Genomic DNA, 26276 nt, shown 5'->3' with positions numbered 1-26276 from the left:
GTCCGCGCAAGGTGAGTGCTGATGAGCACTCAGATCGCGAACGGGGATTCCCGGCTTTCCGAGCTTTCCTTCTGGCCGCGCGTGCGCGAGTTCGCCGTGCCGGCCTCAATGATCGAGACCGCGACCGCCCGTCGGCTCGCCGGGGACTGGGCGGGGGCGTGTGCCGCCGCGGGGATCGATGTCGATCTCAATCTGCGTTCCGTGGCGCGTGATTACGGCCGGGACGTCGCCGCGAGAGTCCGGGCCGATCTTCGGCATCTCGCTCCCGACCTGTTGCGCTGGCACATGCCGAGGATCGCTCCCGACGGGCTGCTGCGCCCAGGGCTGACCCTCGCTCTGGCCCGGTACGACGGGGTGGGGCGGGGCGGTGGAAGGCCGCTGCAGCTCGTGGTGCGGACTCCGCCCGCTTGGGCGGATGCCGGTCAGCGGATCAGCCTTGCGTTGTGGGGCGGGCCCCGGGCCGGAGCAGCGGTAGGAGACGAGGACGCTTCCTGCCGGCATCCGCATCCCCGCCCGAACCGGCGGTTCCGTCTCGATCTGCACCGTCACTTGTGGGATGCCAGTCGGGCCGGTGAGCTGCGGGTCCGGTCCGGGGGGATCCATGGGTTCCAGGGGCTCCAGGGGTTCCGGGGGTTCCAGGGGTTCCAGGGGTTCCAGGGGGCCCGGGGGGCAACGTTCCCGAGCAGCCGTTGTGCCGTTGACCGGTGGGCGGACGAGGCGCGGATACTGCTGCGCGCCGAGGGGCGGTCCGAGGGTGCTGTGCTCGTGCGGTTGGGGGGACGGCATCGGCTGGTCCTGGAGTTGCTCGGGGATTCGGAACTGCGGATCTCGGCGACCACCAAGGGCCGTGCCTCCGCGCTGCCCGTGCTGCCCGACGCGGCGACCTGGGTGCTGCCCGACCTGGAGTTGCTCCGGAACGGTGCGATCGAGGCCGGTCGGCTGCATCCGCTGGTCGCCTCCGCCCTCGTACCGGATCATGCGCCGCCGTCTCGACCGGCTCGGCCGACTCGCCCCTCCCTGACTGAGGACCGGGCGGGGCAGCCACGTCTCGTCGAGTGCCGGGGTGACCGGCACCGAATCGGTCTGGTCGGCGGCGTACTGGCGCCGTTGGACCACGACCCGGCCGAGATCCGGCGGGAGGAACTGCTGGCCGCCCTCACCGGCACGCCGCTCCCCTGCCTCCAGGCCATCGACGAGGCGCACCGGCATCCGGCCTGTCTGCCCGACGTACGCGAACGCCTCTGCCACGGTGACACCGCCGGTGCGCTGGCCGTCGTCGAGGGGCTGCTGGGTCCGGACGCGGTGCTGCGTGACGGTGCGCTGCGGGACGAACTGGAGGCGGCTGCGCGGCAGCGGATCACGTACGGGCTGTTCAGGGCCGGGTTGGCCGGCCCCGGGCCGGGCCGTGTCCGCTTCGCCTACGACCTTTACGAGCGCGGCCGTTCCCGTGACCAACGCGCGCACCCTCGCCACGCGACCTCTCCCAGTCCCTGACATGAGCCGGGCGACCTCTTACTGACCCGCGACCTGCCGTGACCCGGGGACCGCCGTCCCCCACCGCATCCACGCACGCCCACAGCTCAGCCCCGCCCTACCCCATCCATCACGAACCCACAGGTGACCCCATATGCCCACATGCACCCAGAACCAGCCCGCCACCTCCCAACTCGACGTAGCCGCCGACCTGTTGACCCTTCTCCGCGACACCGACACCGAACCCCGCCCCGACACACAGCTGGAGGCCCTCACCCTGGCCGTCGCCGCCGACCTGCCCGTCCTGCTCTGGGGTGAGCCGGGGATCGGCAAGACCGCCGCCCTGACGCAGCTCGCCGCCGCCCTCGACCTCCCGCTGACCACGGTGATCGCGAGCGTGCATGAGCCGTCCGACTTCTCGGGGCTGCCCGTCGTCGGCGACGACCCCGCGGTACAGGGCGTTCCGATGGCCCCGCCGGACTGGGCCGTACGGCTGGTGAAGGCCGGGCGGGGGCTGCTGTTCCTGGACGAGTTGTCCACCGCGCCGCCGGCCGTGCAGGCCGCGCTGCTGCGGCTGGTGCTGGAGCGGCGGGTCGGGGCGTTGCGGCTGCCGCCGGGAGTGCGGATCGTGGCCGCCGCCAACCCGCGGGCCTCGGCGGCCGACGGCTGGGAGCTGAGCGCGCCGCTGGCCAACCGGTTCGTGCATCTGCAGTGGGCCCACGACCACGAGGTCGTCGTACGCGGACTCGGCGGGACCTGGCCACGGGCGACCCTGCCGCGGCTCGACCTGGAGAAGCTGCCGGAGGCGGTGGACTTCGCCCGGCGCGCGGTGGGCGGGCTGCTCTCCGGGCGGCCGGGTCTCGTGCACCGGTTGCCCAGCAGCGAGACGCGTCGGGGCGGGCCGTGGCCCTCCCCGCGGAGCTGGGAGATGACACAGTGTCTGATCGCCTTCGCGACCGCCGCCGGTTCCTCGCGGGACGTGCTCTCCCTGCTGGTCAGGGGCACGGTGGGGGACGGGCCGGGGCTGGAGCTGCTGGCGAGCGTGGACCGGATGGACCTGCCTGACCCCGAGGTGCTGCTCGCCGACCCTGCGAGTGCCGAGCTGCCCGAGCGGGGGGATCTGCGGCAGGCCGCGCTCGACGGGGTGGTGGAGGCGGTGCGGGCGCGCCCGGAGAGGTCCCGTTGGGATGCGGCGTGGGCGCTGCTGGTGCGGGCGGTGGAGACCGGGGCACCCGACCTGGTCGTCGTCCCCGCGTCCACGCTCGCCTCGCTGCGTCAGGAGGACTGGGACGTACCGCCGTCGATCGAGCAGCTCGCCGGAGTGGTCTCCCTGTCCCGGCGAGCCGACCACGCGGCGGCCCGGACCGCGGCGGTCACCGCGAAGGCGGGCCGATGAGCACGCCCAGGACGGCCGCCTCGGGGACGCCCCAAGCCCCTCAGCCCCAGCCGCGACGCACGCCCCGAACCCAGCCCCGACCCACCCCCCAACCTCAGCCCCAGCCCCAACCCCCACCCCCACCCCACCCCCTGAACCGCGACAAACTCTTCGCCGCCCGGCTGCACGCCGCCCGTGTCCGTCCCTACCTGGCCACCGCGCTCTTTGCGCTGCATGTGGTGGAGTCGCGGCGGGTGCCGACGATGGCTGTGGACCGGCACTGGCGTTGTTACGTCTCGCCGGTCTTCGTGGAGCGGACGCCGGTGGAGGAGTTGGCCGGGGTGTGGGTGCATGAGGTGTCTCATCTGCTGCGTGACCATCACGGGCGTGGCGACCGGGTGGCGCGTGAGCGCGGGCTGACCGGGCCGGGGGAGCGGCTGCGGATGAACATCGCCGCGGACTGCGAGATCAACGACGATGTGTACGGAGACGGGCTGGCCCGGCCCGAAGGTGCCGTAGTGCCGGCGAGCTTGATGCTGCCCGAGGGCGAGCTCATGGAGGACTATCTGCGCCAGTTCCGACTGGGCCCGCGGATGCAGGACCTGGCCTGGCTGGACTGCGGCAGCGGTGCCGACGGGCTGGAGCGGGAGTGGGATCTGGGGGCCGACGGCGCGCACGGACTCAGTGCGCAGGAACGGGACGCGGTCCGGTTCCGGGTGGCGCAGGGCATCACCGGGCGTCCGGGGCATGCCCCGGACGGGTGGCGGCGGTGGGCGGAGGAGGCCTTCCATCCGCCGCAGCCGTGGCGGGAGTTGCTGGGCGCGGCGGTCCGCTCGGCGGCCTCCGGGCCGGGTGCCGGCGAGGACTACACGTACGGCCGCCCCTCGCGCCGGTCGACCTCGGTGCCCGGCGCCGTTCTGCCGAGCCTGCGCCGCACGCCGCCCCGCGTCAGCGTCGTCATCGACACCTCCGGCTCGGTCAGCGACGCCGAACTCGGCAGTGCGCTGCTGGAGGTCGCCGCGATCTCCCGTGCCGTGGGCGGGCGACGCGACCTGGTCAGTGTGGTGCCGTGCGACGCGGAGGCCCAGGGCGTGCACCGGCTGTGCCGTGCCGAGGGGATTGCGCTGGTCGGGGGCGGGGGGACGGATCTGCGCGCGGGGTTCGCCAGGGCGCTGCGGGCGCGGCCCCGGCCCGATGTGATCGTGGCCCTGACGGACGGTCAGACGCCATGGCCGAGCACGCGACCGCCGTGCCGGACGGTGGTGGGGCTGTTCCCCCGGCGGCACGGTTTCCGGCCGTACGACGAGGACGACCCCGAGTACGTGCCGGACTCACCGCCCGCGTGGGCACGGGTGGTGGACATCGGGTAGGCCGCGTAGGTCTCGTGGGCCTCACTGACCCCGCTGCCTGCTGATCCGGACCTGAACCGGTCTGCGTAGTCTTGGTGTTGTCTCTGGCGGCAGCCACGGACGGGGGGGGGGAACACCAGTCACCCGAGTCACCGAGCGAATCCGAAGGATCAGCGAACGTGTCATTGAAGAACAGCCGCCCCAGGGTCGCCGCCCTGGCCCTCATGGTGGCGCTCGCCGGCTTCGCCGCGGCAGGACCGGCCGCGGCGGCCACACCCCAGACGCAGACCGCAACCCAGACGCAGACCACCACCGCGACGTCCACGGCCCCGACCAGCCAGACGCCCGCCATACCCACCGAGTTCGTCGACCTGCCCACGAGCACCCTCGTCGCCGACAACGCCGGGCACGAGGTCACGGTCACCTACCGCAACGAATCGTCGGCGGACCGGACGGTCGCCCCGCAGCTCCTGGTGGAGTCACCGGACGCCGGGCCGTTCCTGAACCCGACGGACCTCCGGGTCGAGCGGCGCACCGCCACCGGCTGCTGGGAGGCCGTGAACCTGGGCAGCCAGACCGGCACCCTGTTCACCGACCTCACCACCGCACAGCGCACGCTGCACGCGGGGGACACCCTCACCGAGGTCTACCGGGTCACCGCCCTCGACCCGGCGGCCGAGGGCACGGTCCACCCGAGGGTGGCACTCTTCGGCTGAGCCACCACCCGCACCCCGTCATGACACCGCCGGCCCCGAGGTCCTCACCTCGGGGCCGGCGGTGTCAGGGGCGGTGGGTGCCATCCCCACGGTGGACCTGACGCCCGGTCCGTACTGCGTTCTCAGTAGCCGGGATTGTCGGCAGCCGCACGACGACACGGCACCCCTGCACCGGACAGCCTGGGCAGACGTTCGAGTCCCAGATGTGGAGACCCCCTGCCGTGGCTACTTTCCTGTATCGAGTGGGCCGTCTGGCCTTCCGGCGGCGCTGGTACGTCGCCCTGGTCTGGGCGGCCGTCCTGGCCGCCGTCGGCCTGGGTGCCCTGAAGGCCCCGGGAGCCTCCGACGAGGAGTTCTCCATGCCGGGCATCGAGTCGCAGAAGGCGTTCGACCTGATGGAGGAGCGCTTCCCGGGTGCGACGGCCGACGGCGCGACCGCGCGGGTCGTCTTCGTCGCGCCGCGCGGTGAGAAGGTGACCGCCACCGAGCACAAGAAGGCCGTCGAGGAGGCCGTGGCCGAACTGGGCGACGGCACGCAGGTCGCGGGCGTCGCCGACCCGTTCCAGGCGAAGGCGGTCAGCAAGGACGGGACGACGGCGTACGCGACCGTCACCTACAAGGTCGCGGCCAACGACCTCACCGACGCCGGCAAGGCCCACCTGGAGCGGACGATCGACCAGGCCCGGGACGCGGGGCTGACCGTCGAGGCCGGCGGCAGCGCGATGGACGACGGAGGCGGTGCGGGCGGAACGGCCGAGGTCATCGGCATCGCGATCGCCGCGGTCGTACTCCTCGTCACCTTCGGTTCGCTGGCCGCCGCCGGGCTGCCCCTGCTGACCGCCGTCATCGGCGTCGGCGTCAGCATGGCCACGATCCTGACCCTGTCCAGCGCCCTCGGCCTGTCCACCACGACCGGCACCCTCGCCATGATGCTGGGCCTCGCGGTCGGCATCGACTACGCCCTGTTCGTCGTCTCGCGGTACCGGGAGGAGCGCGCCAAAGGCCGTACGCCGCAGGAGGCGGCCGGGCTCGCGACCGGTACGGCCGGTTCCGCGGTCGTCTTCGCCGGGCTCACCGTGGTCATCGCGCTGGCCGGGCTCTCCGTCGTCGGCATCCCCATGCTCACCAAGATGGGCCTGGCCGCGGCGGGCGCGGTCGTCGTCGCCGTACTGATCGCGCTGACGCTGGTCCCGGCGTTCCTCGGCTTCTGGCCGAACGCCGTGCTCTCGCGGCGGGCCCGCAAGAGCGGCCGTATCGAGGAGGGTGGCGAGAACAACGGCGGTACGCGCTGGGCCCGGTTCGTGCTGCGCCGTCCGCTGCCGGTGCTGCTCCTCGGCGTCGTGGGCCTCGGCGCGCTCGCGGTGCCGATGACGGAGCTTCAGCTGGGCATGCCCGGCGACGAGGCCAAGTCGACCTCCACCACCGAACGCCGGGCCTACGACGCGCTCGCCGAGGCCTTCGGGCCGGGCTTCAACGGGCCGTTGACCGTCGTCGTGGACGCCAAGGGCGACGCGGATCCGAAGGGTGCGGTCACCACCGTCTCCGAGGAGATCGGCGCCACGAAGGGGGTCGTGTCCGTCTCCCCGGCCCGCTTCAACGACGCCGGTGACACCGCGGTCTTCTCGGTCGTGCCGTCCACCGCGCCGACCGACGAGATGACGAAGGACCTGGTGACGGTCATCCGGGGCGAGCGTCCGGGGGTCGAGGCCGAGACCGGGGCGACCTTCGAGGTCACCGGCACCACCGCGCTGAACATCGACATCTCGGACAAGGTGCAGGCCGCGCTGGTCCCGTATCTGATCGTCGTGGTGGGCCTTGCGATCGTCCTGCTGCTGGTGGTCTTCCGGTCGCTGCTCGTTCCGCTGAAGGCGGCCCTCGGCTTCCTGCTGTCGGTGCTGGCCTCCCTCGGCGCGGTCGTCGTGGTCTTCCAGCAGGGGCACGGCGCCGAACTGCTGGGCGTGGAGCAGACCGGGCCGATCATGAGCCTGATGCCGATCTTCCTGGTGGGAATCGTCTTCGGGCTCGCCATGGACTACGAGGTGTTCCTCGTCTCGCGGATGCGGGAGGCGTACGTCCACGGCGAGTCGGCCCAGCAGGCGGTCACCTCCGGCTTCCGGCACAGTGCCCGCGTGGTGGTGGCCGCCGCCCTGATCATGATCGCGGTGTTCGCCGGGTTCATCGGGGAGAGCGACTCCATGATCAAGATGATCGGGTTCGGCCTCGCCGCGGCCGTCCTCCTCGACGCCTTCGTCGTACGGATGGCGATCGTGCCGGCCGTCCTCGCCCTGCTCGGCGACAAGGCCTGGTGGCTGCCGAAGTGGCTGGACCGGATCCTGCCCCGCGTCGACGTGGAGGGCGAGGCGCTCAGCCGCCGGTCCGAGACGGAGCCCGCAGCGGACGCCCCGGCCGACCTGGAACCGGCGCGCACCTGATCCGGCCGTCCCACCCCCCCCCACCAGGGCCGCCCGTGGCGAAGGACACGGGCGGCCCCTGGGGCGTTCCCACCCGACGTCGACCACCATGGACCCAGCCCCACCGACCGGAGAGCCCGATGCCCGAGAGCCCGATGAGCATCAGCCACGAGCGGCGCTATGCGGACCGACTCGAGGAATTCGCGGCACGCCGCCCCTTCCTCGTCGATCTGGCGCTGACCCTCGCGCTGATGGGGTGCGCGACCCTCGGCAGCGCGCTCACCCTGCCCAGCGCCGACCCGCCGGACCAGGACAAGACCGGCGTCGCCCTCATGGGCGTGGCCTGCCTCGCCCTGCTCAAGCACCGCACCCACCCGCGCACGACCGTCGCGGTCACCGCGGTCTGCACGGTGGTCGCGGTCGCGCAGGGCTACCTGCTCACCCCGTTGCTGCTGGCACCGATCATGGCGGCGCTCTACTGGCTGGCCGCGCTGACCGACCGGAGGACCACCCGCGCCTATGGCATCACCACCATGGTGGCCGTGATGCTCGCGGCCGTGTTCTCCGACTCCATGGACCACCTCTCGCTGCTGCTCAGGACGATCGGCCCGTTCTTCTGGCTGCTGCTGCCGCTCGCCGCCGGCAAGATGACGCAGTTGCGGCGCGCCTACCTGAGTTCGGTGCAGGCCCGCGCCGAACACGCCGAGCGCACCCGGGAGGAGGAGGCGCGCCTGCGCGTCACCGAGGAGCGCATGCGCATCGCCCGTGAGCTGCACGACGTCGTCGCCCACCACCTGGCCCTGGCCAACGCCCAGGCCGGCACGGCCGCGCACCTCGCGCTCGACAACCCGCCGCAGACCAAGAAGATCCTCACCGACCTGACCGGCACGACCTCGTCCGCGCTGCGCGAGCTGAAGGCGACGCTGGGGCTGCTGCGGCAGAACGACGACCCGGGCTCCGCCCCGCTGGAACCGGCGCCCGGTCTCGCCCGCCTGCCCGAACTGGTCTCGGCGTGCGAATCCGCGGGGCTCAAGATCACGGTCACCACCGAGGGGGAGCCGCAGTCCCTGTCACCGGGAGTCGACCTGACCGCGTTCCGGATCGTGCAGGAGGCGCTCACCAACGTCACCAAGCACGCCGCCGCGGAAGCCGCGCATGTACGGCTCGAGTACTCCGGCTCCCGCCTGATGATCACGGTGAGCAACGACGGGCCCGCGGGCCCCACGACCCCCGCAGCCTTCGAGGCCGCGCAGCGCCGGGGCTTCGGCGTCATGGGCATGCGCGAACGCGCCCGCTCCATCGGCGGCGACCTCTGCGCCGGTCACCGCCCCGAAGGCGGCTTCGAAGTCTCCACGGCACTCCCACTGCACCCGCATGCTCCGGACCATGAAGGAAACAGTCCCGGAGCCTGAGCCGGGGGGAGTGCCGTGGCCGTACGGGCTGCTTCGTGGCCGTCACCCGCAGGGAGTCGAGATCCGGGCTCGGTGTCGTCGAGCCTGCACCACGTGGCCGTCTTCGGCGGCAATGTTGCCAGCCGCGTCAAACAGATCGAAGACGACCGGCGAGCATTTCCAGCTACTCCTGTCCTGTGCGCGCATCGACCTCGACCGGGAAGTTGCGCTGCAAACTGCGTTGACTGCCGCCCGGGCCAGAGGTGACCTCCTGGCCGACCAGAAACAAATGCGTGACAGATTATTGACGTCCGTTTTTGGAGCGTCGGCCGGCCGAGCTGATGGGCGAGCGGGCGTGGTGGGGTCGGCTCGCGGTCGGCCGCCCGGACAGCCTCCGACCGATCTTGCGACGCCCGAGCGGGAGCAAATACTTGGCTAGCCACATGTTTGCTGTTACCTTGATTATGTGGCCAGCCACCTAAGTGGGTGGTGGCACGAGAGGAGTCGTCATGAAAGCCGTCCTGTTCGACCGTTTCGGAGGCACGGAAGTGCTGCGCGAGACGGACATCGAGGTCCCGCAGCCCGGCCCCGGGCAGATCCGCGTCCGCGTCAAGGCAGCCGGGCTGAACGCGCTGGACGGCAAGATCCGCTCCGGGGCGCTGGAGGCCGTGTTCCCCACGCAGCTCCCCTCCGTCCCCGGTGGCGAGCTCGCCGGCGTGGTGGACGCCCTGGGCGAGGGCGTGCGGGATGTGCAGGTGGGTGACGAGGTGCTGGGCTGGTCGGACACCGGCTCGTACGCCCAGTACGCACTGGCCACCACCGTGGCCCTCAAGCCCGCCGGCCTCGACTGGCAGCACGCGGCCGCGCTGCCGGTGGCGGGCGAGACGGCTGAGCGGGTCCTGAACCTGCTCGGCGTCGCCGCCGGGGAGACCGTGCTGATGCACGGCGCGGCCGGAGCGGTCGGAACCCTGGCGGTCCAGCTCGCCACGGCCCGCGGAGCGCGTGTCATCGGCACCGCCGGCCCCGCCAACCAGGAGTACCTCGCCTCGCTCGGCGCCACCGCGACCGTTTACGGCGAGGGCCTGGTCGAGCGGGTCCGGGCACTCGCCCCCGACGGCGTGGACGCGGTGTTCGACTTGGCCGGGAAGGGAGCCCTCGAGGACTCCATCACGCTGCGCGGCGGCACCGAGCGCATCGTCACCATCGCTGACTTCCGCGCGCACCAGCTCGGCATCACCTTCGCCAGCGGTGGCCAGGAACGCTCCGCTGCCCGCCTGGCCGCCCTGGCCCAGGACGCCGCGAACGGCAAGGTCGTCACCACCGTCACCGCCTACCCGCTCGCCGAGGCCGCCAAGGCCCAGCAGGTCAGCGACGCCGGGCATGTCCGGGGCAAGCTCGTCCTCACCCTCGACTGATCACGCCCGCCTCTCCTCCCGCCGCGCCCTCCCGCCTTCCCGATCACCACCTGTCATCACCGCACCGAAAGACCACTCATGCTGAACGCCCTGTGGACACCGACCACCGTCGGTGGCATCCCCCTCCCGCACCGCCTGGTCATGGCCCCCATGACCCGTGACCGCTCCACACCTGAAGGCGTACCGACCGAGCTGAACGCCGAGTACTACGCCCAGAGGGCCTCGCACGCGCTCATCATCACCGAGGGAACCCAGCCCTCCGCCGACGGCCAGGGCTACCTGCTCACCCCCGGCATCCACAATGACGAGCAGATCGCCGGGTGGCGCAAGGTCACCGACGCCGTGCACGCGGCCGGCGGCCGGATCGTCATCCAGCTGATGCACACCGGACGCATCTCCCACCCCGACAACACCCCCCACGGGCGCCGGCCGGTCGCCCCTTCGGCGATCCGGCCGCAGGGCGCGATGTTCACCGCGTCCGGGCCCCAGGAGATGCCGACACCCCGTGCTCTGTCGACGCAGGAGGTCGCGGCGACCGTCGACGACTTCCGCCGCGCCGCAGCGGCTGCCATCGCGGCAGGCGCCGACGGCGTGGAGATCCACGCCGCCAACGGCTACCTGGTACACCAGTTCCTGTCCGCCAACACCAACCAGCGCACCGACCGCTATGGCGGTTCCCTCGACAACCGCATCCGCTTCGCCGTCGAGGTCGCCGCTGCCGTGGCCGACGAGATCGGCGCCGACCGCACCGGCCTGCGCATCTCCCCCGGCAACCCCTACAACGACATCGCCGAGTCCGACACCGCCGAGCTGTATCCGGCGCTGCTGCGCGCCCTCAGCCCGCTCGGCCTCGCCTACCTCCACATCTTCCACGCGGGCGACGAGGATCTGCTGGGCACCCTGCGCGCGCTGTGGCCGACCACGCTGATCCTCAACCGGGCCGGCACCGACATCGCCGCCCGCGCCAAGGACGTCGACCACGGCACGGCCGACCTTGTCTCCGTCGGCGCCCTCGCGCTCGCCAACCCGGACCTGGTCGAGCGGCTACGCTCTGACGCGCCGCTGAACACCCCCGACCCGGCGACCTTCTACGGCGGCGGAGTGGCCGGCTACACCGACTACCCCACCTACACCGTCTGAGGAACCGCATCATGCCCGCCCCCACACCCCGCCCCCCCAGCACGGCCAGCGAGGGGCAGATGAGCTACGCGATCTTCCAGCTCGCCCGGGCTCACCGCGCCCGCGCCGCCGCCATGCTCCGCGAGATGGACCTGCATCCCGGGCAGGAACTGCTGCTGATGCAACTCCTCGACCGAGACGGCCAGACCCAGTCCGAGCTGCTCGAAAGCGTCGGCCTGGACCACTCCACCGTCTCCAAGTCCCTACGCCGCATGCAGGACGCCGGCCTGCTCATCCGCGAGCCGGCCGAACACGACCGGCGCGTCATGGTCGTTCACCTCACCGACAAGGGCCGTGCCATGCGCGAGCCCATCGCAGCCATGTGGCGGGCCCTGGAGGAGACCTCCGCGCAGAACCTGTCGGCGCAGCAGGCAGAGTCCTTCGTCCGCACCGCCTATGCCATCGCCGACGCGATCAACAGCCGCGCTGTGCCGCGGGAAGAGTCCGAGTAACTCCCCTCGGCCCGCGGGGCCTTGGCGTCAGGGGCAAGCGCGAGCTGTCCCGAGCCCTTCCCCGTCGCCGGCCGGCCGCACGGCGGCCCGCGCCGCGGATCCGCCCGCCCCGGCTGCCCCGCTGTCCGTCTGGCCCCTACCGACCGCACCACTACCTGGCACCTGGGCCCGGCCGCACGACGCGGCCCGACCTCGTCGCCCTCCCCGCATGGCTGTGAGCGGCACCCCCGGCAGCAGAAGGACGGTGCCGGGCGTCCCCTCCCGGCACCGTCCGGGGCCGTGCGCCGCTCAAGGCACGGCCCGCTCTGGGGTGGTGGCGCGTCAGGCGACGCCCGCGCGCTCCTCCTGCGGCTGCTCTGTCTCCTGCGCGTCCTCGTCGCGGTGGTGGTCGGTCTTGCGTCGGCCGGGCAGGACCGCGAGGACGATCAGCGTTCCGGCGGCCATGATGATCCCGCCGATCAGACTGGTGTGGGCGATGCTCTGGGCGAAGGCCTCGTGGACGGCGTCGACCAGGGCCTGTGCCTGCTGCGCCCCGCCGGCGGGGTTCTTCGCGACCTCCTCGGCGACCGCGAGTCCGCCGCCCACCGAGTCCTTGGCCGTCTCCAGCGCGGCGGCCGGGAGGTGGGCGCCGATCAGGTCGGTCAGCTCGTCCCGGTACGCCGTGCCGAGCAGGGAGCCCAGCAGCGCGATGCCGAGGGAGCCGCCCAGCTCCATCGAGGTGTCGTTGGCGCCGCCGCCGACGCCCAGCTCGGACTCCGGGAAGGAGCCCATGACGGTGTCGGTGGCCGGGGAGACGCTCAGGCCGATCGCGAAGCCCAGCATCATCATGGGGGCCAGGAAGTCGGTGTACGTCGAGCCCTTGTCGATCTGCGTGAGCAGGAAGACACCGGCGGTACCGATGACCATGCCGGTCACCACCATCGCCTTCACCCCGAGCTTCGGGGTCAGCTTCCCGGTGACCGCGGCGCCGAGGAAGACCGCTCCGGCCAGCGGCAGCAGCCGTACGCCGGTCTCCAGGGCGTCGTAGCCGAGGACGAACTGCAGGAACTGGGTGGAGTAGTAGATCGCGCCGAAGGTGCCGAAGAAGAAGAACAGCACCGCGATCATCGAGCCCGTGAAGGGGCGCAGCTTGAACTTGCGCACGTCCAGCATCGGGTGCGGGTGCCTCAGTTCCCAGGCCACGAAGGCCACGAGACCGACGCCCGCGACGACGGCCGCGGTGATCGGGCCGGTGCCCCAGCCGAAGTGCGGGCCCTCGATGGTCGCGTAGACCAGGGAGCCGATGGAGGCGATCGACAGCAGCCCGCCGACGTAGTCGATCCGGCCCATGCCCTGCGCCTTGGACGGCGGTACGAGGACGAGCGCGCCGACCACCGCGAGGGCCGCGATGGGCACGTTGATCAGGAAGGTCGAGCCCCAGGCGTGGTCCTCCAGCAGCCAGCCGGCGACCAGCGGACCGACGGCTATGGCGAGGCCTGAGGTGGCGCTCCAGGCGGTGATGGCCTTGACGCGCTCGGCCTTCGGGAAGGTCGCGACCAGCAGGGACAGGGTGGCCGGCATCACGACGGCGGCACCGACGCCCATGATCGCGCGGGCCGCGATGACGAGCTCGGTCTGGTCGACCAGGCTGCCCATCACCGACCCGCCCGCGAAGATCAGCAGGCCGGTGACGAGGGCGCCGCGGCGGCTGTACTTGTCGCCTATCGCGCCCAGGACGAGCATCAGCGCGGCGTACGGGACGGTGTAGCCGTCGATGACCCACTGCAGGTCGCTGCTGCTGAGGTCCAGATCCCGGGTCATGTCCGGCGCGGCCACGATCAGCGACGTGTTCGCCATGACGACGATCAGCAGGCTCAGGCAGAGCACGAGCAGCGCCCACCAACGCCGTGCGTACGGCCCGGTCATCTTCTCCACGGGTGTGTTGGCAAGGAAGGGCACGAGGACTCCCAGGGGGCAGGGGTACGAGTTATTTGCACATCGATGAGCAGACTAGTTTCTTGCCCGTCGATGTGCAAATATCGACGACGTGAGCAGCCAGACAGCCCCGACGCCCGGACGGCAGCGCCGCGCGACGCGTGCCACCCGCGCCCGCATCCTGGAAGCGGCCCGGCGGGAACTGGGCCGCAACCCCGACAGCAGCCTCGGGGACATCGCCGAGGCCGCCGGCGTGGCACGGCGCACCGTCTACACGCACTTCGCCGGCCGCGCGGCGCTGGTGGAGGGGCTCGCCGCGGAGGCCGCCGAGGCGGTGCGCCTCGCCGTCGCCGGCATGAGCAGCCCCGGTCCCGGCGCCGGTCCCGGTCCCGGTCCCGGTCCCGGTCCCGACCCCGCGAGTGCCCTGGCGCGGTTCGTTCTCACCCTCTGGCCGGTCGGCGACTGCTATCGCACGCTGATCGACCTGGCAGGCCGGGACCTCGGTCCCGCCCAGGTGCGCGAAGTCCTGGCCCCGGCCCGCGAGACGGTCGCCGGCATCCTCGCCGAGGGCCGGCGCCAGGGCGTCTTCCACACCGCCGTTCCGCCCGGCCCCCTCAGCAGCGCCATCGAGGCCCATCTGCTGGCACTGCTCGCCGCCGTCAACTCCGGGGTCTGGGCCGACGACGGCACCGGCGCCGCCACCGCCGCCCTGATCGCCACCGGAGTCGACCGCGACACCGCCGCCGCCACGGTCCGCCGTCTGCACGGCACCCGCCGACTCCACTCCCCCGACCGGACCCACCGACCCCACTGAAGGAGGGCCCCGCCCATGCACCAGTCCCAGTACGAGTCCCCGGGCCAGTCCCGGTACGAGCCCCAGTACGAGTTCCCGCACCACTCCCAGCACGGGTACGACGACGGCTCGCCGTACGAGCCCCGCCGGACCCGGCGACGACGTATGGCCGTCGCCGCCGCCCTGCTCGCGCTGGTCCTCCTACCCGTCGCGGTCGACCGGGCCGTCGCGGCCCGCATCGAGTCCCGTACGGCCAAGGCGTTCCAGGAGGGCATGGGCACACCGCTGCCGCCGGAGGTCCACGTCCGCGGCTTCCCCGTGCTGACCCAGGCGGCCTCCGGCCCTCTGCGTCGGGTGGACATCACCGCGCACGACATACCGGCCCGCGACACCACCCGCCCGCTGCCGGTGAGTGAACTCTCCCTGCGGCTGGACGGGTTGACGAAGTCCGACGACGACAGCGAGGCGCGGGCCCGCAGCGCGGAGGCGACCGCCTTCCTGTCGTACGAGGACGTGTCGAACGCCCTCGGCCTGGAGATCTCCCAGGGCGGTCGCACGGGTCAGGTGAGCGCGGTCGTCCTGCTGCCCCTCGGGAAAGACGTCACCGTGACGACGACCGTCTCGGCGGCCTCCGGCAACCGCATCGCGTTCAAGGACTTCCAGGTCACGGGCGGTGCGCTGCCCGGGGCGGGGGGCGCGCTGCTCGACAAGGTCTTCGAGCGGCCGATCCAGTTGCGGAACATCCCCGACGGCCTGCACCTGCGCTCGGTCACCACCACGGACGACGGCCTCACCGCCCGTTTCTCGGGCCGGTCGGTCACCTTCCGGCCCGACGGCGGGTCCGAGGGCGCGTGAAACCTGGCGTACTCGTACTGCTCGTACTGCTGCTCAGCCCAGTTCGGGCAACGGCCGCCGGGCCACCTCGTGGGCGTCGTCCGGCGGGACGCCCAGCATGCGCAGGACCATCTCGGCCAGGTTGGTGGCTGCCTCGTCGCCGTCCAGGTCGGGGCGGGCGAACCGCAGCTCCACCAGCGACAGCAGAGCACCGCCCAGCGCGGACAGGGCGATGACCGGCTCCACCGCGGTGAAGCGGGCGGAGGTGATGCCGGCCTGAAGGTCGCGCAGCGCCCGCACGGCCAGGCCGTTGTCCGAGTGGAGGTGGCCGAGGCCGCGGCGGCGCAGGACCTGCATGAGCTCCGGGCGGGAGTCGGCCATGCGAGCGCTGAGCCGGAAGCCGGCCGCGACGAGTTCGGCGGGGTCGTCGATCCCGGTGAGCCGCTCGTCGAAGGTCTGACCGAACTCTTCGAGGGCGTCCGCCACGGCTGCCTCGAACAGCTCTGTCTTGGACTCGAAGTGGTTGTAGAAGGAGCCGAAGCCGACGTCGGCGCGCTCGGCGATCGCCTGGATGCTGGCGCTGGTGTCCCCGGTCTCGGCGAGTATCTGCCGGGCCGCGCGGACGAGCGCCCGGCGGGTCTCGGCACGGCGCCGCTCGAACCGGTTGCTGGGCGGGGCTGACGTAGGCATGGGCCGAGTCTAGCCGCGGGGGCGAGATCAATCGCAGTTCTGATGCATCCATCATCTTACGGCCGTCGACCTATTGACGAGCCTTCTGTCAAACCTGATGATTTCCTCATCATGGCAATGTGCGCAAGGTCGCTCGGAGGAAACCGTGTCTGGAACACCCCTGGCTCAAGCCGCCGTCGCGACGCCCCACCAGGACCTGCACAGCGAGCAGGGCGCCCTGCGCGGCGAGCATCCCGGCCGCTCCCGGAACCCCGTGATCAAGGTTGCGGACCTGGCCTGGCTGGAGTTCGAGAAGCCGGACCTGGACCGGGCCGAGGTCTTCGCCCGTGACTTCGGCTTCCAGATCGCCGCGCGCACCGAGAGCGAGCTGTGGCTGCGCGGCACCTTCGCCGGCCCGCCCTGCATGGTGATCCGGCGCGGGCGTACGTCCCGTTTCATCGGCCCGGCGTTCCGCGCGGCCGACCGGGCCGACCTGGACCGGCTGGCACGGGCGACCGGGGCGGCCGTACGGGACGCGGATGTGCCCGGCGGCGGCAAGGTGGTCGACCTGCTCGACCCGTCCGGCTTCCCGGTGCGGGTCGTGCACTGCGCCGAACACCTCCCCGAACTGCCGGGACAGCGGCCGCTGCTCCTCAACTTCGGCACGGATCACCGCCGTACGAACGTCACGCAGCGGCCGCCGCGCGAGCCGTCCCGCATCCAGCGCCTGGGCCATGTCGTCCTGGAGACCCGGGTGTTCGCCCGCGCCCTTGACTGGTACCTGGACACCCTCGGGATGATCGTGTCCGACTTCCTGTTCCTGGACGGGCAGCGCGGTCGCGGTCCGACGATGGCGTTCATCCGCTGTGACCTGGGCAGCGTGCCGGCCGACCACCACACGCTGGCCATGCACCTGGGGCCGGGCACGGGCTATGTCCATTCCGCCTACCAGGTCACCGACCTGGACTCGATCGCCGCCGGCGGCGAGTACCTGAACGAGCGCGGCTACCGGCGCAGTTGGGGCATCGGCCGGCACATCCAGGGCAGCCAGCTCTTCGACTACTGGCGCGACCCCGACCACTTCATGCTGGAGCACTTCGCCGACGGCGACCTCTTCTCCTGCGACCTCGAGCCCGGCTGGGCGCCCATGTCGGCGAGCGGGCTGGCCCAGTGGGGCCCGCCGGTCACCCGGGACTTCCTCGGCGCGAGCCCGTCCCCCGCCAAGGTGCGTGAGGTCCTGACGGCCCTGCGCGGCGACAACGAACTCGACCCCGCCCGTCTGCTGGGCCTGATGAAAGCGATGAACTCATGAGCACCAACGTCCTGCGCACCGCCGACGCCTGGTGGGTCGTCCTCGGCGACCGCGCCGTCCCTGTCGACACCAAGGCCGTCACCACCGCCGAACTGCTCGCCGACCGGGCCGCCGTACGCGAGGCGGCTCTTTCCGGTGACGCGGGCACGCCCGTCGCCGACCTAGTGGCGCTCTCCCCGGTCACCACCCCCTGCCGGGTCGTCGCCCAGATGGTCAACTACCGCAGCCACGCCCGCGATTCGGGCTTCACCGGCGACATCCCGCCCGCCTTCTTCCGCAAGGCGTCCGGCTCGGTCAGCGGACCGGAGGAAGCCATCGTGCGGCCGTCACATGTGAAGTTCCTCGACTACGAGGTGGAGCTGGGCCTCGTCATGGGGGCTCCGCTGCCCATCGGCACCGTCGTCGAGGAGCGGGACCTGCCCTCGTACGTCGCCGGGCTGGTGATCACCAACGACGTCAGCGCCCGTGACGTACAGCTGACCAAGACGCAGTTCTACGAGGGCAAGTCGTACCCGACCTTCACACCGACCGGGCCGTACCTGGCGCTGCTGGAAGACGACGACTTCGCCCATCTCCTGGACCTGCGGCTGAAGTTGAGCGTGAACGGTGAGCTGCGTCAGGACCGCACCCTCGCCGACATGATCGTCCGCCCGGCGCAGGCCCTCACCCTGCTGGCCCGCTTCCAGACCCTCGACCCCGGTGACCTGCTGCTCACCGGCACCCCCGGCGGTACTGCCCTGAAGGCCCCGCCCAAGCCGGTGGAGAAGATCGGCGCGCTGCTGCCGCCCGCGGTGAAGTGGAAGGCGTTCTTCAAGACGCAGGCCAAGAACCCCCATTACCTGCACCACGGCGACGTCGTCACCGCCACCATCGCCACCCCGGACGGCCGGATCGATCTGGGCGAGCAGCGCACGACCGTGACCGACGCGCACTGAGACCCGAATCCCCGAAGTGAGCCGCACATGACAGTCGAGCACGACTCGGCAGACGTTCCCGTGGTGATCGTCGGCGCCGGCCCTGTGGGTGTGACCGCTGCCCTCCTGCTGGCCCGGCGTGGCGTGAGGACCGTCGTCCTCGAACGCCACCACGACGTCTACCCCCTGCCCCGCGCCGTCGCCACCGACGACGAGGTCCGCCGCATCCTCCAAGCCGCCGGAATCGCCGACGAGTTCGCCGCCGTCGCCCGCCCCGCGCGGGGGCTGCGGCTGCTGGACGCCCGGCACCGCGTGATCGCCGAGTTCCGGCGCTCGCCGCAGGGCCACCACGGCTTCCCGCAGACCAGCATGTTCGACCAGCCCGAGCTGGAGCGGCTGCTGCGCGGCGCGCTGGCCCGCCGACCGGAGTGCGAGCTGCGGGGCGGGGTGGAGGTGACCGCCGTGGAGCAGGACGCGGACGGTCCGGTCCGTGTGACCTACCGCGACGACGAGGGCGAACACGTACTGCTCGCGCAGGCCGTCCTCGGCTGCGACGGGGCGGGCAGCCTCACCCGCGACGCCATCGGGGCGGGATGGGAGGACCTGCGCTTCGAGGAGCGCTGGACCGTCATCGACGTCACGACGAAGGCCGCGGTCCGCTGCTGGGAAGGCGTCGACCAGGTCTGCGACCCGAACCGTCCGGCGACCTTCATGCGGATCGGCCAGGACCGCTACCGCTGGGAGTTCCGGCTGCGCGAGACGGAGGAACTCGACGACGAGCTGCTGCGCGAACTGGTCGCCCCCTGGGTGGACCTGTCCCGCCTCGGCCCCGGTGACGACTTCCACATCGTCCGGCAGGCCCAGTACACCTTCCGCGCCCGCATCGCCGACCGCTGGCGCCGGGGCCGGGTCTTCCTGCTCGGTGACGCCGCCCACCTCACCCCGCCGTTCGTCGGACAGGGCCTGTGCTCGGGTCTGCGGGACGCCTACAACCTGACCTGGAAGCTGGCCCGCGTGCTCCAACAGGGCGGAGACGAAGGCCTGTTGGACACCTACGAGCGGGAGCGCAAGCCGCACGCCCGCCATGTCATCCGGCTCGCCGTCGCCACCGGCTGGGCGATGACCGGCGGCCAGGACCGCGCGGCCGCCCTGCGCCGCACCGCCGTCGCAGCGGCCTGCCGTATCCCCGGGGTGACCAGCAGAGCCGGCCGCGACCTCAGCCGCCCGCTGCCCGTGGGTCCGCTGGTCCGCCGCAGTCGGCTCGGCGGCACCTACTGCCCGCAGCCCCGGGTGACGGCCCCGGACCGGCAGGTCGTCCGCCTCGACGACCTCCTCGGCGACTCCTTCGCCGTGCTGACCGCGATACCGCTGCCGCCCTCGCTGCACGCGCTCACCGACGGACTCGGCGCCCGCGTCGTCGACGTCCACGACACCGGCGACGACGGCGCCCTCGCCGCCTGGCTGCGCTCCGGCCGTGCGGACGCCGTCCTGCTGCGGCCCGACCGGGTCGTCCTGGACGTCGTCCCGGCGGGCGGCGGCGACTTCACGGGCACCGCCGCCTGGGCACCGCTGCTGTGCACCACCCGCCGGCCCGCCGAACCGACCGTATCCGCCCCCGTGTTGAGGAGACCCGCGCGATGACCACTCCGACCTCCCCGTACGCCGCCCCCTGCTGGACCCCGGACCCGCAGTCCGCCTCGCGCAGCCGGATCGCGGACTTCGCCCGCTGGGCCGCTCGACACCGGGGAGTGGCGGCGGAGGCCGACTACGCCGCCCTGCACCGCTGGTCGGTCACCGACCTGGAGGGCTTCTGGAGCGCGGTGTGGGAGTACTTCGACGTCGACGCGCAGACCCCGTACGAGAAGGTGCTGGCCGAGGAGACCATGCCGGGGGCCCGCTGGTTCACCGGCGCCACCCTCAACTACGCGCACCACGCCCTGCGCAACCTCACCGACGACGCCCCGGCGATCGTCGCCCTCGACGAGACCGGCTCCGGCTACGAAGTGACCGGCGGCCGGCTGCGCGCCGAGGTCGCCTCCGTCGCCGCGACGCTGCGCGAACTGGGCGTCGGGCAGGGTGACCGCGTCGTCGGCTATCTGCCCAACACGCCGCACGCCGTCGTCGCGTTCCTCGCGGCCGCCAGCCTGGGCGCCGTGTGGTCGGTGTGCGGGCAGGACTACGCGCCCAAGGCCGCCGCCGACCGGTTCGCCCAGCTCGAACCCACGGTCCTGGTCGCCGCCGACGGCTACCTCTTCAACGGCACCGCCCACGACCGCCGCGAGGCCGCCCTCGAACTGGCCCACGCGCTCCCGACGTTGAAGGCCACGGTGCTGGTGGATCACGTGGGACTGCCGGGGCCGGGGCTCTCGTCGACCTACCCGTCGCTGGTCCTCCCCTGGGAGGACGCGGCGACCCGCACCGAGGAACTCACCTGTACCCCCGTGCCGTTCGACCACCCCCTGTGGGTCGTCTTCTCCTCCGGCACCACCGGCCTGCCCAAAGGCATCGTGCACGGCCACGGCGGCGTCCTGCTGGAGCACCTCAAAACCCTCGGCCTCCAGTCCGACCTCGGCCCGGGCGACCGCCTCCTGTGGTACACCACCACCCACTGGATGATGTGGAACCTGGTCGTCTCCACCCTGCTGACCGGCGCCACGACCTGCACCTACGACGGCAGCCCGGCCCCGCTCACCCAGCCCGACATCCTCTGGGAGCTGGCGGCCCGGCACCGCGTCACCCTGTTCGGCTCCAGCCCCCAGTACCTGCTGGGCATGGCCAAGTTCGGCATCGACCCCTCGGTGCACGACCTGTCCTCGATCCGTGCGGTCGGCTGCACCGGCTCCGCCCTGCCCGCCTCCGCCTACCCCTGGGTCGGCGAGCACCTCGGCGCATACGTCCAGCTCGCCTCCATCAGCGGCGGCACCGACGTCGTCTCCGGCTTCGCCGGCGGCGCACCCACCGTCCCCGTCTGGGCGGGCGAACTGTCCGTGCCCTACCTGGGCGTGGCGCTGGCCGCGTACGACGATGAGGGCTTCCCGGTCGTCGACCAGGTGGGTGAGCTGGTCGTCACCCGGCCCATGCCGTCCATGCCGCTGTACTTCTGGAACGACCCCGACGGCAGCCGCTACCGCGACGCCTACTTCTCGACGTACCCGGGCGTGTGGCGGCACGGCGACTGGATCACGCTCACGGGGCACGGCTCGGTGATCGTGCACGGCCGTTCCGACAGCACGCTGAACCGCAACGGCGTACGGCTGGGCAGCGGCGACATCCACGACGTCGTCGAACGCCTCCCGGAGATCACGGAGGCCCTGGTCATCGGGGCGGAGGAGCCCGACGGCGGCTACTGGATGCCGCTGTTCGTGGTCCTCGCGGCCGGCGCCGAGCTGGACGACGCCCTGCGCGACCGCATCCGCGAGGCCATCCGCACCGGCGCCTCACCCCGCCACGTCCCCGACGAGATCATCGAGGTGCCGGCCGTCCCGCACACCCGCACCGGCAAGAAGCTCGAGGTCCCGGTCAAACGCCTGCTCCAGGGCGCCCCCATCGAGCAGGTCGTCAACCCCGCCGCCGTGGACGACCCCGGCCTGATCGACCACTACGCCCGCCTCGGTGCGGCTCGCCGCGCGCAACGCCGCTGACCGCCCGGCCGCGGGCGCGAACGGGAACTGCCAGGGGCGTACCGTCGGTGGTGTGGAGTTCACCGCGGACACCCTGGTGTCCCGTGCCGCCCATGAGCTCGGCCCCAGAGCGGACCAGCTGATCCACGACGTGGAGCGGTGCCTGCGGCGTGAGGTTCCCGAACTGTGGGACGACCCGGACCTCGCGCAGATGGCGTTGGACAACATCACCGAGCACGTCATGGCCGGCCTGCTCGGTCTCCAGCAGGGAATCGAGCCGAGCCTGATCGAACCGCCGCCCGCCGACGTGGAGCGCGCCCGTCGGCTGGCCCGGCGCGGAAAGCCCGTCAGCGATCTGCTGCGGGCCTTCCGCCTCGGGCAGGGGGTGATCCTCGAACGGATGATCGAGGAAATGCCCCGGCTCACCAGCGATGCCGCACTGGTCGGCGCGGCGGCCCGCAAGCTGATCGCGGCGGTGATCGAGTACGTGGACCGCACCTCGGAGCAGGCCGTCCTGGCCTTCCAGGAGGAACGGGACCGCAGGCTGCGCTGGCGGCTGTCCGTGGTGAACGAGGCGGGCATGCGCATCGGGACCACCCTGGACATCGCCCGCACCACCCAGGAGCTGGCGGACCTGGCCACCGAGCACTGCGCCGACCGGGTCACCGTCGACCTGCTCGACTCCGCGTTCCACGAGCCCGACACGGCGGCCGAGAGCCCGCTCGTGCTGCGCCGGATCGCCGAGCGCTCAGTGGGCGAGCAGGCCCCGCAACCGGCGATCGAGACGCAGCAGCTCCACACCTACCCGGCCGGCTCCCCACCGGAGCGCGCCCTCACCCTCGGGCAGCCTTCCCGGCACCGGGCCGACGCCGCCCGCTCCCCGGAGCACTCGCTGGTCGTACCGCTGCGCGCCCGTGGCGCCACCCTCGGCGTCGCGCAGTTCTTCCGGCACCGGGGCCGCGACCCCTTCGACGACGAGGATCTGCTCCTCGCCCAGGAGATCGCCGCCCGGGCGGCCGTGGCCGTGGACAACGCCCGCCGCTACACGCACGCCCGCGCCACCGCCCTGGCCCTGCAGCGCAGCCTGCTCCCGCAGAACACGCCGCAGCAGTCGGCCGTCGAGGTCGCCTGCCGCTATCTGCCCGCCGGCGCCGGGGCCGGGGTGGGCGGTGACTGGTACGACGTCATCCCGCTGTCCGGGGCCCGGGTCGCGCTGGTGGTGGGCGACGTGGTCGGGCACGGCATCCAGGCGGCCGCCACCATGGGCCGGCTGCGGACCGCCGTGCGCACACTGGCCGACATCGATCTGCCGCCCGACGAACTCCTCACCCACCTGGACGACGTCGTGCTGCGTCTGTCCGCCGACCCGGACAGCGACGCCGTCGGAGACACTGGCGCCACCTGTCTGTACGCCGTCTACGACCCCGTCAGCGGCCGCTGCTGCCTCGCCCGCGCCGGGCACGTACTGCCCACCGTGGTCACCCCGGACGGCTCCGTCGACGTCCTCGACCTGCCCCCCGGCCCACCGCTCGGGCTGGGCGGCCTGCCCTTCGAGGCGGCGGAGGTCGAGCTGCCCGGAGGCAGCCTGCTCGCCCTCTACACCGACGGTCTCCTGGAGTCCCACGACCACGACATCGACACGGGCCTGGGCCGACTGGGCCAGGCCCTGGCCCGGCCCGCCGCCTCCTTGGAGGCCACCTGCGACTCGGTGCTCCAGGCCCTGTTGCCGGCCCGCCCGGACGACGACGTCGCCCTGCTCCTGGCCCGCACCCACGCGCTCGGCGCACAGCAGGTCGCCACCTGGGACCTGGAGGCCGAGCCCGCAGCCGTCGCCCGGGCCCGGACGGACGTCTCCGAGCAGCTCGGCACCTGGGGCCTTCAGGACCTCGACTTCACCGCGGAGCTGGTGGTCAGCGAACTGGTCACCAATGCCATCCGCTACGGTCGCCCGCCGATCCGGCTGCGCCTCATCCACGACGGAACCCTGCTGTGCGAGGTCTCCGACGACAGCAACACCACCCCCCACCTGCGGCGCGCCCGCGTCTTCGACGAGGGCGGGCGGGGCCTGCTGCTGGTCGCCCAGCTCGCCGAGCGCTGGGGCACGCGCCACGCCCGGCACGGCAAGACGGTCTGGGCCGAGCTGACCGACGCCGCGGGATTTCCGGCGTGGGACGCGCTCGCCCGACCGGGATCCGCGTAACGCCGGCGGCTCACGCTCGCCCCTCCGCTCGGGCGGCCACGGCAGCGGCGCCGTCGGTCCGGGCCTCCAGCGCCCGCAGTACGGCCACCATGTCCTCGTGCCCGTGCCCCTGCGCCACGGTCTCGCCGAAGAGGGCGTGGCAGACGTCGAGGAGCGGGGAGGCCAGGTCCGCCTTGCGGGCGGCCTCGGCGATCAGCCGGTTGTTCTCCAGTACGTTCGTGGCGGCCGCCTGCACGGTGAAGTCGCGGGCCAGCAGCTTGGGCGCCTTCACGCGCGAGACGGCGCTGGCCATGGGACCCGCGTCCAGGACGTCCCGCAGCAGGCGTTGGTCGAGACCGTGCCGGTCGGCGAAGTGGAACGCCTCGGTCAGCCCGGTGACCATCGTGATCAGGAACAGGTTCACCGAGAACTTCATCAGCAGCGCGCCCGGGACCGTGCCGCAGTCGAACACCTCGTGGCACATGGGGGCGAGCAGGGGGCGTACGGCCGCCACGGCGTCATCGTCACCCGCCAGCATCCCCACCAGTCGGCCCTGCTCGGCGGGGACGCGGGAGCCGGAGACCGGGGCCTCGACGTATCTGCCGCCCGCGGCCCGGACGTCGTCCTGCAGGCTGCCCGAGTACTCGGCCGAGGTCGTGCCCATGTGGACGACGGTGTGCCCGGCGACGCGGGCGGTGAACTGCGGGGTGCCACGCCCGAGTACCGCGTCGAGGGCCGCCTCGTCGGCCAGCATCAGGATCACGGTCCCGGCCCGCTCGAAGACCTCGGCGGGGCCCGCCGCCACCTCGGCGCCGGCCGCGCGCAGGGGTTCGCACCTGGCCGGGGTGCGGTTCCAGACGACGAGCGGGGTGCCGGCACGGGCGAGGTTGAGGGCCATGGGCTGCCCCATGACCCCGAGGCCGACGAAACCGACGTACACGACGCACCGCCTTTCCCGCTCACTATGACAGCGGTCATAGTAGTCATGACAGCGGTCATAGTAGCCGCCACTATGACGGCGGTCATAGGGTGGCGTCGGGAGCACTCGCGACACGGTGGTGGAGGTCGGAAATGGCGCAGTCCGAACGAGGGCCGCGCGAGCGGATGGTCTTCAGCGCGGCCCAGCTCATCCGGCGCGAGGGGGTCGCCGCCACGGGGATGCGGGAGGTCGCCGCGCACGCCGGGGCGCCGCGCGGCTCGCTCCAGCACTACTTCCCGGGCGGCAAGGAACAGCTGGTGAACGAGGCGGTGGGCTGGGCGGGCCGGTACGCGGGCAACCGCGTCGCCCGCTTCCTCGCCGCGCTGGACGAGCCGACGCCCGGCGGGCTGTTCGCCGAGATGGTGCGTCAGTGGACCGACGAGTACGAGGCGGCCGGCTTCGCGGGCGGCTGCCCGGTGGCCGCCGCGACCGTGGACTGCGCCGAGTCCACCGAGTCCACGCGGGAGGCCGCGGCCGCCGCGTTCGCCACCTGGACGGGGCCGGTGGCCCGGGCCCTGACGGACATGGGCGTGCCGGGGGAGCGATCCGGCCCCCTGGCCACGCTCATGATCAGCGCACTGGAGGGGGCGATCCTCATCGCCCGGGCCGAACGGGACGTCCGCGCCCTGACCACGGTGGTCCGCGAACTCGTCCCCGTCCTGGACGCCGCGGCCGTCAAGGCCGACTGACCGTCAGAGGCCGAACTCCTGGGGGGACAGGTTGAGCACCGAGCACGCCTCGCGCAGGACCTGCTCCTCCGCCGGCGCGACATAGCCGTCCGCACCCGCGACGACGAACCCGGTCTGTACGACCGCCCTGGCCTCCGTCGGCTTCTTCGCGGCCTTGGCGATCTCCTGCAGCACCTCGGCCTTGCCCTGCTGGAAGTTGAACGCCAGCTGGTCGACGTGTTTGTTGAAGCGCTGCCGCAGCTGTTCGGACGGGAAGTTCTGCAGGACGTCGTTGTTCAGGATCAGCGACTCGACATGCTGCCGCTCGGCCGGGTCGACATGCCCGTCGGCCGCGGCGACCAGGGCGCACATGGCCATGCTGGCATCCCGGTAGGCACCGCTCTTCAGCTCCGTCTTCAGCGAAGTGAGCTGGGACTTGAGCGTGTTCACCAGCTGCGCCTTCGAGCCCCCGGAGGACCCCGAACCCGGCCGGCCGTGTCCACCGGCGGACGCGCCCCGCGCCCCCTGCGCCTGCTGCTGCAGACCCTTGGCCTGGTCCTTGATCCGATCCCACATAGCCATCCGTGCCACCTCGGCTTCAGCCCGTGTCGTTCCGGTCGCTCGCGTGAGTTC

General features: G+C 72.4%; 21 protein-coding genes. 17 read left to right on the top strand and 4 right to left on the bottom strand.

Annotated elements, in window-relative coordinates; translation table 11 throughout:
- Positions 1 to 21: 21 nt before the first annotated feature.
- The 9 genes from EHO50_RS27645 to EHO50_RS27605 all read left to right on the top strand — a co-directional run bounded on the left by EHO50_RS27645 (position 22) and on the right by EHO50_RS27605 (position 11761).
- A complete protein-coding gene (locus tag EHO50_RS27645; protein WP_128433898.1) occupies positions 22 to 1494 on the top strand; it encodes a hypothetical protein in 1473 nt (490 codons plus the stop codon).
- A 133-nt stretch (positions 1495 to 1627) separates the two neighbouring features.
- Positions 1628 to 2869, top strand: a complete 1242-nt coding sequence (locus EHO50_RS27640) for an AAA family ATPase (protein ID WP_128433897.1) — start codon at positions 1628 to 1630, stop codon at positions 2867 to 2869.
- A complete protein-coding gene (locus EHO50_RS27635; RefSeq protein ID WP_128433896.1) occupies positions 2866 to 4218 on the top strand; it encodes a vWA domain-containing protein in 1353 nt (450 codons plus the stop codon). Before EHO50_RS27640 ends, EHO50_RS27635 begins: the two co-directional genes overlap by 4 nt.
- 158 nt (positions 4219 to 4376) lie before the next feature.
- A complete protein-coding gene (locus tag EHO50_RS27630; protein WP_128433895.1) occupies positions 4377 to 4913 on the top strand; it encodes a hypothetical protein in 537 nt (178 codons plus the stop codon).
- A gap of 221 nt (positions 4914 to 5134) precedes the next feature.
- Complete coding sequence (locus EHO50_RS27625; RefSeq protein ID WP_164904958.1) at positions 5135 to 7345, top strand: MMPL family transporter; 2211 nt, start codon at positions 5135 to 5137, stop codon at positions 7343 to 7345.
- 134 nt (positions 7346 to 7479) lie between these two features.
- Positions 7480 to 8736: a sensor histidine kinase gene (locus EHO50_RS27620; protein ID WP_128434052.1), complete on the top strand. Its 1257-nt coding sequence runs from the start codon at positions 7480 to 7482 to the stop codon at positions 8734 to 8736.
- Positions 8737 to 9224: 488 nt separating this feature from the next.
- On the top strand, positions 9225 to 10130 hold the full coding sequence (locus EHO50_RS27615) for an NADP-dependent oxidoreductase (RefSeq protein ID WP_128433893.1): 906 nt from the start codon (positions 9225 to 9227) through the stop codon (positions 10128 to 10130).
- Positions 10131 to 10208: 78 nt separating this feature from the next.
- Positions 10209 to 11270, top strand: a complete 1062-nt coding sequence (locus EHO50_RS27610) for an alkene reductase (RefSeq protein ID WP_128433892.1) — start codon at positions 10209 to 10211, stop codon at positions 11268 to 11270.
- Positions 11271 to 11281: 11 nt separating this feature from the next.
- Positions 11282 to 11761, top strand: a complete 480-nt coding sequence (locus EHO50_RS27605) for a MarR family winged helix-turn-helix transcriptional regulator (protein WP_128433891.1) — start codon at positions 11282 to 11284, stop codon at positions 11759 to 11761.
- Positions 11762 to 12082: 321 nt separating this feature from the next.
- Here EHO50_RS27605 and EHO50_RS27600 read toward each other — a convergent pair whose 3' ends face one another.
- The gene (locus EHO50_RS27600; protein ID WP_128433890.1) at positions 12083 to 13699 is read right to left on the bottom strand and encodes an MFS transporter; all 1617 of its coding nucleotides are present in this window, start codon (positions 13697 to 13699) and stop codon (positions 12083 to 12085) included.
- An 88-nt stretch (positions 13700 to 13787) separates the two neighbouring features.
- Here EHO50_RS27600 and EHO50_RS45680 point away from each other — a divergent pair, with 88 nt between their 5' ends.
- Together EHO50_RS45680 and EHO50_RS27590 are read left to right on the top strand one after the other, a co-directional pair.
- Complete coding sequence (locus tag EHO50_RS45680; RefSeq protein ID WP_128433889.1) at positions 13788 to 14489, top strand: TetR/AcrR family transcriptional regulator; 702 nt, start codon at positions 13788 to 13790, stop codon at positions 14487 to 14489.
- Between the two features lie 144 nt (positions 14490 to 14633).
- The gene (locus tag EHO50_RS27590) at positions 14634 to 15323 is read left to right on the top strand and encodes an LmeA family phospholipid-binding protein (RefSeq protein WP_246101482.1); all 690 of its coding nucleotides are present in this window, start codon (positions 14634 to 14636) and stop codon (positions 15321 to 15323) included.
- A 33-nt stretch (positions 15324 to 15356) separates the two neighbouring features.
- Here EHO50_RS27590 and EHO50_RS27585 read toward each other — a convergent pair whose 3' ends face one another.
- Positions 15357 to 15992: a TetR/AcrR family transcriptional regulator gene (locus EHO50_RS27585; protein WP_128433887.1), complete on the bottom strand. Its 636-nt coding sequence runs from the start codon at positions 15990 to 15992 to the stop codon at positions 15357 to 15359.
- 97 nt (positions 15993 to 16089) lie between these two features.
- Here EHO50_RS27585 and EHO50_RS27580 point away from each other — a divergent pair, with 97 nt between their 5' ends.
- The 5 genes from EHO50_RS27580 to EHO50_RS27560 are packed head-to-tail and all read left to right on the top strand — an operon-like array spanning position 16090 to position 24017.
- Entirely contained in the window at positions 16090 to 17283 is a 1194-nt protein-coding gene (locus EHO50_RS27580) for a VOC family protein (RefSeq protein WP_425472268.1), read from the top strand.
- A complete protein-coding gene (locus EHO50_RS27575) occupies positions 17280 to 18218 on the top strand; it encodes a fumarylacetoacetate hydrolase family protein (protein ID WP_128433885.1) in 939 nt (312 codons plus the stop codon). The genes EHO50_RS27580 and EHO50_RS27575 overlap by 4 nt, the downstream gene beginning before the upstream one ends.
- Positions 18219 to 18245: 27 nt before the next feature.
- Positions 18246 to 19838 carry a bifunctional 3-(3-hydroxy-phenyl)propionate/3-hydroxycinnamic acid hydroxylase MhpA gene (gene mhpA, locus EHO50_RS27570; RefSeq protein WP_128433884.1) on the top strand — a complete coding sequence of 531 codons (1593 nt, stop codon included), beginning with the start codon at positions 18246 to 18248 and terminating at the stop codon, positions 19836 to 19838.
- Positions 19835 to 21838, top strand: a complete 2004-nt coding sequence (locus EHO50_RS27565; protein WP_128433883.1) for an acetoacetate--CoA ligase — start codon at positions 19835 to 19837, stop codon at positions 21836 to 21838. Before mhpA ends, EHO50_RS27565 begins: the two co-directional genes overlap by 4 nt.
- A 52-nt stretch (positions 21839 to 21890) precedes the next feature.
- On the top strand, positions 21891 to 24017 hold the full coding sequence (locus tag EHO50_RS27560; RefSeq protein ID WP_128433882.1) for an ATP-binding SpoIIE family protein phosphatase: 2127 nt from the start codon (positions 21891 to 21893) through the stop codon (positions 24015 to 24017).
- Positions 24018 to 24027: 10 nt separating this feature from the next.
- On the opposite strand, the gene EHO50_RS27555 is transcribed toward EHO50_RS27560, so the two are convergent.
- Positions 24028 to 24936, bottom strand: a complete 909-nt coding sequence (locus EHO50_RS27555; protein ID WP_128433881.1) for an NAD(P)-dependent oxidoreductase — start codon at positions 24934 to 24936, stop codon at positions 24028 to 24030.
- A 131-nt stretch (positions 24937 to 25067) separates the two neighbouring features.
- Between EHO50_RS27555 and EHO50_RS27550 the strand changes: the two genes are divergently transcribed.
- A complete protein-coding gene (locus EHO50_RS27550) occupies positions 25068 to 25664 on the top strand; it encodes a TetR/AcrR family transcriptional regulator (protein ID WP_128433880.1) in 597 nt (198 codons plus the stop codon).
- Between the two features lie 3 nt (positions 25665 to 25667).
- On the opposite strand, the gene EHO50_RS27545 is transcribed toward EHO50_RS27550, so the two are convergent.
- Complete coding sequence (locus EHO50_RS27545) at positions 25668 to 26225, bottom strand: tellurite resistance TerB family protein (RefSeq protein ID WP_128433879.1); 558 nt, start codon at positions 26223 to 26225, stop codon at positions 25668 to 25670.
- Positions 26226 to 26276: the final 51 nt, after the last annotated feature.

It is taken from the genome of Streptomyces cyaneus, from assembly GCF_004028635.1.
GTDB classification, from domain to species: domain Bacteria; phylum Actinomycetota; class Actinomycetes; order Streptomycetales; family Streptomycetaceae; genus Streptomyces; species Streptomyces cyaneus.
The sequence above is the reverse complement of the archived record's forward strand: the minus strand, read 5'-3'. Positions and strand labels throughout refer to the sequence as shown.